At 37.5% G+C, this 8,156-nt stretch carries 9 protein-coding genes; 5 read left to right on the plus strand and 4 right to left on the minus strand.

Annotated features, from left to right (window positions below):
- Positions 1 to 122: 122 nt before the first annotated feature.
- From radA to A3223_RS09450, 4 genes are read right to left on the minus strand one after another with little or no spacing between them, the layout of a single operon-like run.
- Positions 123 to 1,463 carry a DNA repair protein RadA gene (radA, locus tag A3223_RS09435; RefSeq protein WP_084110090.1) on the minus strand — a complete coding sequence of 447 codons (1,341 nt, stop codon included), beginning with the start codon at positions 1,461 to 1,463 and terminating at the stop codon, positions 123 to 125.
- Positions 1,438 to 1,800 carry a VanZ family protein gene (locus A3223_RS09440; protein ID WP_084110091.1) on the minus strand — a complete coding sequence of 121 codons (363 nt, stop codon included), beginning with the start codon at positions 1,798 to 1,800 and terminating at the stop codon, positions 1,438 to 1,440. Before A3223_RS09440 ends, radA begins: the two co-directional genes overlap by 26 nt.
- Positions 1,793 to 2,659 carry a signal recognition particle-docking protein FtsY gene (gene ftsY / locus A3223_RS09445; RefSeq protein ID WP_084110092.1) on the minus strand — a complete coding sequence of 289 codons (867 nt, stop codon included), beginning with the start codon at positions 2,657 to 2,659 and terminating at the stop codon, positions 1,793 to 1,795. The genes A3223_RS09440 and ftsY overlap by 8 nt, the downstream gene beginning before the upstream one ends.
- Entirely contained in the window at positions 2,659 to 3,291 is a 633-nt protein-coding gene (locus A3223_RS09450) for a TlpA family protein disulfide reductase (RefSeq protein WP_084110093.1), read from the minus strand. The genes ftsY and A3223_RS09450 overlap by 1 nt, the downstream gene beginning before the upstream one ends.
- A 49-nt stretch (positions 3,292 to 3,340) precedes the next feature.
- Between A3223_RS09450 and A3223_RS09455 the strand changes: the two genes are divergently transcribed.
- The 5 genes from A3223_RS09455 to A3223_RS09475 are packed head-to-tail and all read left to right on the plus strand — an operon-like array spanning position 3,341 to position 7,968.
- Positions 3,341 to 3,985, plus strand: a complete 645-nt coding sequence (locus tag A3223_RS09455) for a 5-formyltetrahydrofolate cyclo-ligase (RefSeq protein WP_084110094.1) — start codon at positions 3,341 to 3,343, stop codon at positions 3,983 to 3,985.
- Entirely contained in the window at positions 3,906 to 5,459 is a 1,554-nt protein-coding gene (gene rny, locus A3223_RS09460; RefSeq protein ID WP_072594345.1) for a ribonuclease Y, read from the plus strand. The genes A3223_RS09455 and rny overlap by 80 nt, the downstream gene beginning before the upstream one ends.
- A gap of 9 nt (positions 5,460 to 5,468) precedes the next feature.
- Positions 5,469 to 6,065: a lipid-binding SYLF domain-containing protein gene (locus A3223_RS09465; protein WP_084110095.1), complete on the plus strand. Its 597-nt coding sequence runs from the start codon at positions 5,469 to 5,471 to the stop codon at positions 6,063 to 6,065.
- Positions 6,065 to 6,631: a DedA family protein gene (locus tag A3223_RS09470; RefSeq protein ID WP_084110096.1), complete on the plus strand. Its 567-nt coding sequence runs from the start codon at positions 6,065 to 6,067 to the stop codon at positions 6,629 to 6,631. The genes A3223_RS09465 and A3223_RS09470 overlap by 1 nt, the downstream gene beginning before the upstream one ends.
- Complete coding sequence (locus A3223_RS09475; protein ID WP_084110097.1) at positions 6,628 to 7,968, plus strand: DUF945 family protein; 1,341 nt, start codon at positions 6,628 to 6,630, stop codon at positions 7,966 to 7,968. Before A3223_RS09470 ends, A3223_RS09475 begins: the two co-directional genes overlap by 4 nt.
- Positions 7,969 to 8,156 lie beyond the last annotated feature (188 nt).

Raw genomic sequence — 8,156 nt, forward strand, 5'->3', positions numbered from 1 at the left:
AATGGAAATTTTATAATTTAATTTTTCAAAGAAAAGCATAGATGCTCTCAGACTTAAGATAAATTTCAAAAAACATGGCCTAGCCAGCAAAGTATTGATGTTAAATCGCTGGCAAGACAAATTTACATCCACTCAAGCACTTGTGTGATATCTTTGGCGTAAAAGCACTTTAGCCCTTGTGTGTCAAGCGGTTTGTTTGGGATGATGGCGTTTTTAAATTTCTGCGTTTTTGCCTCTTTTAGTCGCTGGTCGAGGTTGAAAATTTCTCTTATCTCACCATTTAGGCTTAGCTCACCGATGAATACACTATCCTTGCTGATAGGGCGGTTTTTGAAGCTGCTGATTATCGCTGCGATGACGGCTAGATCTGCCGCAGTTTCGCTTATCTTAACGCCACCTGAAACGTTTATAAAGACGTCGTAGTGCCCAAGTGGAATTTCAAGCTTTCGCTCAAGTAGGGCTAGCAGCATATCTAGGCGGTTTCTCTCAAAGCCAGTCGAGCTTCGTTTTGGATAGGCACTTTCGCAAACGAGTGCTTGTATCTCGATACTAAGCGCTCTTGAGCCTTCCATTATGATAGTTATCGCACTGCCACTCATCGCTCCGCCACGTGTGAAAAATTTACTAGAAACCTCGTTTGCGCTCACCAGTCCGTGCTGGCTCATCTCAAATATACCAACCTCACTCGTTGAGCCAAAGCGGTTTTTAAACCCACGTAAAATTCTCAGCTCTCTGCTTGCATCGCCCTCAAAATAAAGCACCACATCGACCATGTGTTCAAGCACTCTAGGACCTGCGATCGAGCCCTCTTTGGTTATGTGTCCGATGATGAAAACGCAGATATTTTGGCTCTTTGCAAGCCTCATCAGCTCAAATGTGATCTCACGAACCTGCGTGATAGAGCCTGGAGCGGAGGTAATATTTTGGCTATAAAGTGTTTGTATGGAGTCAATGACTAGCACCTTGTAGTCGCTCTTTTGCACTTCTAGCAGGATATCTTCTAGGCAAATTTCAGTTAACAGGTATAAATTTTTATCCACCGCATTTAGCCTGTCAGCTCTCATTTTTATTTGGCTTTGGCTCTCTTCGCCGCTTACATAGAGCGTTTTTTTACCGTCTTTTGCTAAATTTGAGCCAATTTTTAGAAGCAATGTTGATTTACCGATGCCCGGGCTACCGCCTATAAGCACAAGTGAGCCCTCGACTACACCGCCACCAAGAACAAGATCTAGCTCGCTATCTTTAGTGCTAAACCTCGTGAAATTTTGAATTTCAACTTCGTCTATGCTTATGGCTTTGCTGGCTACTCCGGTGCTTTTTGCTATCTCTTTGCTTATCTTTATCTCTTGCTGGCTAAGCTCGACAAAGCTATCCCAAGCCCCACATTGTGGGCATTTGCCCAGCCACTTTGCCTGTTGATTACCGCAGGCTTGACACTCAAAAACTGGCTTTGCTTTTGCCATAAATTATCCTTTTTAAAATTTCAACTACTATCACTCCAAAAGCCGCTCCGATCATGTCAGCCACGATGTCAAGCAGGCTAAAGCTCCTGTTTGGTAAAAACGCCTGAACGATTTCTATTTGCACTCCGAAGGCTAAAAGTAAGGCTAAATTTTTAAAAATTTTAAACTCATAGCCAAGGTAGAGCAGTATATAAAGGACGAAAAAAGCTAAAAAATGATTTGCTTTATCCCACGAATTTTCGATGATAGTAGGAGATTTTGGAGTAAATGCAAGAAAATCAATTGCCAAAAGAGCAGCGAAAAAGCAAATTTTACTAAGAAATTTTACTCTACTCAAAAATGGCGTCCATTAGCTCGTCTAAAAACTCATCTGGGTTAAATTTGATGATATCATCCATGCTCTCGCCAACGCCTATATAAAATATAGGTAGCTCAAGCTCTCTTGCCACGCCAAATAGTGCTCCACCCTTTGCGGTACCATCAAGCTTTGTGATGATGACACCATCAAGCGAGATGATATCGTTAAATGCCTTTGCTTGCGCAACTCCGGCGTTACCTTGCGTGCCATCAAGAATCAAAATTTTGCGGTGAGGCGCTTTTTCGTAAGCTTTTTTGCTAATACGAACGATCTTTTCTAGCTCGTTTGCTAAATTTGTCTGGTTTTGAAGTCTGCCGGCTGTGTCAAGGATGACTCGGTCGATACCTTTTGCAAGGGCTGAGCTGATCGTATCGTAAGCAACAGCCGAAGGATCATGCCCTTGCTGTGTGGCGACTATTGGCACATTTAGTCTAATTGACCACTGGCGGAGTTGCTCGATCGCTCCAGCTCTAAATGTATCACAAGCGCCCAAAATAACGCTTTTACCATTATTTTTATATAAATTTGCTAGCTTTGCGATGGTTGTCGTCTTACCAGCGCCATTTACGCCAAGGATAAGATCGACAAATGGCTTATCAGGCTCGATCACACGCTCATTTTCGTAGATAAAATAGCTACTCATAACGCGCCTAAGATCAGCTCTGCTCACTTCATCTTGTGGCGGCAAGTAGTATAAAATTTCTTCCACGATCTCATAGGCTACGTCGGCCTCAAGTAAAATTTCTTCTAAGTTCTCTTTGTCTATCTTTTTTGACTTCTTCGCTGAGCTTATCGCTCCAAAAGTCTTCTCAAGGCCTTTTTTCAGAAAATCAAGCATTATTTTGTTGCCCTATTTATGTCGTTTTCAAGCATCTCTTCAGGTACAAGACCGATGTAGCCCTGAACGTAGTCGCCATTCGCTTTAAAAAGTGCTGACGCAGGCAAGCCTTTTATGCCGCCCATCGCTTTTTCAAATAAAAAATTTCCCTCGCCAACCGCGACTTCGTATTTTATTTTATATTTTTGAGCAAAATCTTTTACTTCATCTTCACTTTTGTCTTCAAGTAGCACACCAACTATATCTAGTTCGTTTTTAAATTTCTCGCTTAGGTTGTTTAGGTGTGGGATCTCAGCCTTGCACGGAGGGCACCAAGTGGCAAAAAATACGTAAAGAGTTGCTTTTTTACCATCTTTTACATCAAAGCCATTACTTCTTTTTGTAATCTGCATAGTTGTGCCATTTAGCAGCTTTAGATTTATCTCTTTTATCTCGTTTTCTTGGGCATTTTCACTCATTTTTGGAGTGAGTGAGTCTTTGCTTAAATTTTCATCTTTGCTGGCATTTTTATCTAAAATTTTGCCTTGTGTTTGTTCGCTTGTATTTTGCTCTTTTTTTTGGTTGTTCTCATCGCCGCATCCAAAAAATGCAAAAATGCAAAGTGATGTTATAATTGCTCGTTTTAATGTCATGAATTTCCTTTTGAATAAGATTTCAGGATTATACAAGAAAGAGCATAAAATGAGCGTTAATTTAGAAAAAAATGAATTTAGAAAAAATGCAAGAGCAAATTTGATGAAACTTACTAAATTTAAGGCCAAATGCTCGCATTATAAAGCTACGAAAACTCTTTTAAAATTGATAAATTTTACAAATTCTAAGAAAGTACTGTTTTATTTGCCACTTAACTACGAAGTTGATGTGCTTAAAATAAGGCGAAATTTATCACATAAATGTGAAATTTTTGCCCCTTTTATGGTAGGTCTTAGCTTAGAGATGGTAAGATTGCGACTGCCATTTATAACTTATAAATTTAACGTCAGACAGCCATCTGGCAAAAAAATGGATAATGTTAGACTTGATATGGCAGTAGTTCCAGCGATTGGGGTTGATGGAGCTATGGCTAGGATAGGGCATGGAAAAGGATTTTATGATAGATTTTTTGACTCTTTGCCCATTAAGCCAAAACGGATAGTTTTTCTTGAGATAAAAGACTTTTACACCAAAGATGTGCTTTCAAATGCACAAGACGTGGTAGCAGACTTTTATATAACCCCAAATAAAAATTATATAAAAAGAGGAATAAATGATAGAGGTTTTAATAGGCTTAGGAGCCGGTGTGGCGGGCGTTGGAGCAGGGTATCTATACGCCAAAAAGATAAATGATGCAAACTACAACATCTTCTTAGAACAAGCAAAAGCAAAGGCAAAAGCTATTGAGTATGAAGCTGAGCTAACGCTTAAAAATTCTAAAATTTCAGTACAAGAGGCCGAATTTGAGGCTAAAAAAAGATACGATGACAAGACGACAAAGCTTCAAAAAGAGTATGCAAGTAAATTTGATGAACTAGCCAAAAAAGAGAAAATTTTATTAAATGAGCAAGAGCTTTTAAACGAAAGTAAAGAGCTTTTTGAAAAAGATAAGCAAGACGCAAAGATCACTTACGAAGAGGGTTTAAATTTAAAAGCGACTTACCAAAATAAGGTAGAAGAGGCGATAAGGGTACTTGAGCACGCTGCTGGCTTAACAGAAGAAGAGGCAAAAGAAGTCGTACTTAAAAAGGTTGAGGAGAAGTCTCGTGCGGATATCGCTCACATCGTTAGAAAATACGAAGAAGAGGCAAAAAGAGAGGCTAAAAAGAGGGTTAATTATATCTTGGCGCAGGCTACGTCAAGATTTGCTGGAGAATTTGCGGCTGAGCGTCTAATAAATGTCGTAAATATCAAAAACGATGAGCTAAAAGGTAGGATCATTGGCAAAGAGGGGCGTAACATCAAGACCCTTGAAATGGTGCTTGGCGTTGATATTATCATCGACGACACGCCTCACGCGATCATACTAAGCAGCTTCAATCTTTACAGACGTGCGATCGCAACAAGAGTGATCGAGCTTTTAGTGGAGGATGGAAGAATTCAGCCAGCAAGGATAGAAGACCTTCACAAAAAAGTGACTGAAGAATTTGAGCAAAGTATACAAGAAGAGGGCGAAAATATCGTCATGGATCTTGGTCTAAATAAAATTCATCCAGAGATAGTAAAACTAATAGGTAAACTTAAATTTAGAGCAAGCTACGGACAAAATGCCTTGGCTCACAGCCTTGAAGTGGCGCATTTGGCTGGCATCATTGCAGCTGAGTGTGGCGGAGATGAGAAACTAGCAAAAAGAGCTGGCATACTTCACGATATCGGCAAGGCATTAACTCACGAATACGAGGGTAGTCACGTTGATCTTGGAGCTGAAATTTGTAAACGCTATAAAGAGCATCCAGTAGTTATCAATGCCATTTATGCCCATCATGGACACGAAGAAGCAACAAGTATAGAAAGTGCGGCTGTTTGCGCAGCTGACGCACTAAGTGCAGCTCGTCCAGGTGCAAGGCGCGAGGTACTTGAGAGCTTCTTAAAGCGTGTCGAAGAGATCGAAAATATCGCAAAAAGTAAAGATGGCATCAAGCAAGCTTATGCGATCAATGCTGGCCGAGAAATTCGTGTCATAGCAAATGCTAAGCTCATAAACGATGATGAAGCCGTGCTTGTAGCAAAAGAGATAGCTCAAGAGATCGAGAGCAAAGTGCAGTATCCTGGTGAGATAAAAGTAAGCGTTATCAGAGAGACTCGCGCTGTTGATTTTGCGAAATAACGGCAAGATATGAAATTTCTTTTTTCAATTTTATTATTTTTCTCACTTGGCTTTGCCAGTGAGGAGCTCGTGCTGGACTCTGCAAACTCGTTTATAACAACTATGAGAGGTGCTAGAAACGCTCCTATAAAAGAGCTAATCGAGCAGTCAAAAGCAACGATCATCTTTCCAAGTGTTAAAAAGGTCGGTTTTGTCGTTGGTGGCATGGGTGGAGATGGCATCATGGTTATTGGTAACATTAACTCGCCAAGTGAAATTTTGCCAGTTAGCATAAGTGGCGGTAGCATCGGTATACAGCTTGGTTATGAAGATAGTTCGCTTGTGCTTTTTATATTTAAAGATAGCGTTATCCACGATATTAAAGATGCCAAGATCACGCTTGACACGAAGCTGTCAGTAGCTTTTGGCGACATTGGACGCAATTACAGTAAAGTAAGTGATTTTAAATTTTCAAGTGATATCTACGCATATGCCGCAAATGATGGTTTTTTTGCGGGAGCTAGCTTTGGTGGAGCAGTCATCAGTGCAAGGGAAGAAATTTTAAAGCAAAGTGGCTATGCATACGAACAGCTAATAGCCTCCGCATCTAAACTTTTAGGAGATTAATGCAAGATATCATAAACTCAGTTTCAACATACGGCTATATTGTATTGTTTTTTTATAGCCTTGGTGGCGGTATGGTTGCATTAATCGCCGCTGGAATTTTAAGTTTTGCTGGCAAGATGGATATCACTCTTAGTATAATTGTCGCTGCTGTGGCAAATACAATCGGCGATACACTAATTTTTTATGTCGCAAGATTTAATAAAAACTCACTTATGCCTTATATCAAAAATCATAAAAGAAAGCTTGCTTATGCAGGAATTTTGGCCAAAAAACACGGCGATAAGATAATATTTATCAAAAAATTTATCTACGGCGTCAAAACTTTGGTTCCTATCGCACTTGGACTTACGAAGTATTCATTTTATAAATTTAGCATTATAAATTTGATCTCGTCAGTACTTTGGGCGGTCATTATCGGATTTGCCAGCTTTAAAGCGGGTGATTATTTTGTAGGCGCAAGCGACTATCTTGGCGAGCATGGATATATTATGTCTCTTGCTATGGTTTGTTTGTTGCTTGGAATTTTGTTTTTTTTACAACATATTACAAAAAGGAGAAAAGCATGAAAAAGGTGATATCTGCTTTAATCGTGGTTATCGTGGTGGCCATTGGAGCGGTTTATTTTGCTTCAAATGAGGTGGAGAAAAACTATCAAAGGATAGTGAATGATCTAAACAATATTAAGGGCTTTAAAATTTCTAATAACAATTACAAAAAAGGTTTTTTTGGTTCAAAAGGATCATTTGATTTTAGTGTTTCAAAAGATCTTTTGGAAAATATATTTGGTAAAAATGTAAATGAGGATTTGGTTTTTAAAGTAGAAAATGAAATTTCTCATACAGTGCTTGCTTTTATAGATGGCTTTGAAATAGACTCAAAAATTTCTATTCAAAACGATATGATTAAAAACATTATCGCAACATTTATGGGATCAAATGTTATTGCAACAACTAAAACAAAAGTTAGCTTAACTGGCGATAAAGATGTGGATATTAAATTTAGCAATATTGAATTTAATGATAAGCAAAAAACCGCCGTTAATACAAAAGATATAAAAATTGGTATGACGCTTGATTCAAAAGATAATATAAACAGCTTAAAGGTTGAAGCAGATAAGATTGTTTTGAAAGATTTTAGTGAGTACAACAAAGTTGATCTAAATATCGAAGGGTTTTATATTGACTCAAGTTATAAAGAGCCAGTTAAGATTTCAAAAATTTTAGAAAGCCAGCTTGTACCTTATTTGGCAAAAGTTAAATTTAAAAGGGTGTCTTTCGCATCTAATGATATAAGTAATATCTTGATAGATGACTTTAAGTATGATTCAAAATTTGAAATCTCAAATGATCTTGGAAGATCGGACGATGTTATAAAAATAGGTATAGTAGCAGTTGATAAAGTAAAATATACAGATTTTGTCTTTGATAGCAAAATCGCAAATATCAATGTGCCTGCATTAAATAATGTATTAGACAAGCTTAATAATTTAAATAATGAAGAAAATTATAATGTTTTAGCTGGATTAAATTTTGATGAGATAATAGATCAAATATTAGAAAAGAATCCAAGTATAAAAATAGATACATTAAGCTTTAAAAAAGGAGATAAGGCTTTAAAGCTAAATTTGGATGCAGCAGTAAATGGCTTTAAAAAGGGAACAAATCAGTCAGAAATTTTTGATAAATTATCTCTTAGTGGAAAAATAAGTGTCGATGAAAGTCTGGCAAATTTTTTTGATACATTAGTGCCAGAAGTAGCTTTTGTTGAGCCTACTTTGATATCTGCTGGATATTTTAAAGAAGAAGACAAAAAAGTAATAAGTGAATTTAAATATGATCCAAACAAAAAAGATATTATATTTAATGGAAAAGTTGGACTTCAAAATTTCTTTATGGGTTTTTAAAAATTAGCCTGATTTTTATCTGTATTTAAGCATCACTTCTATATACTTCACTTTCTGTTTTGCAAAACGCAGAGCAGAAAGTTCTTTTAACTTACAATTGTTAAACTATTAGTCAATCTTTGAAATCTAAACAAGTGATCGATTGAGCCAGTCTATTATTTTATAATTTATAATAGATTAGACAAACT

Source organism: Campylobacter concisus (assembly GCF_002092855.1).
GTDB lineage: Bacteria > Campylobacterota > Campylobacteria > Campylobacterales > Campylobacteraceae > Campylobacter_A > Campylobacter_A concisus_AI.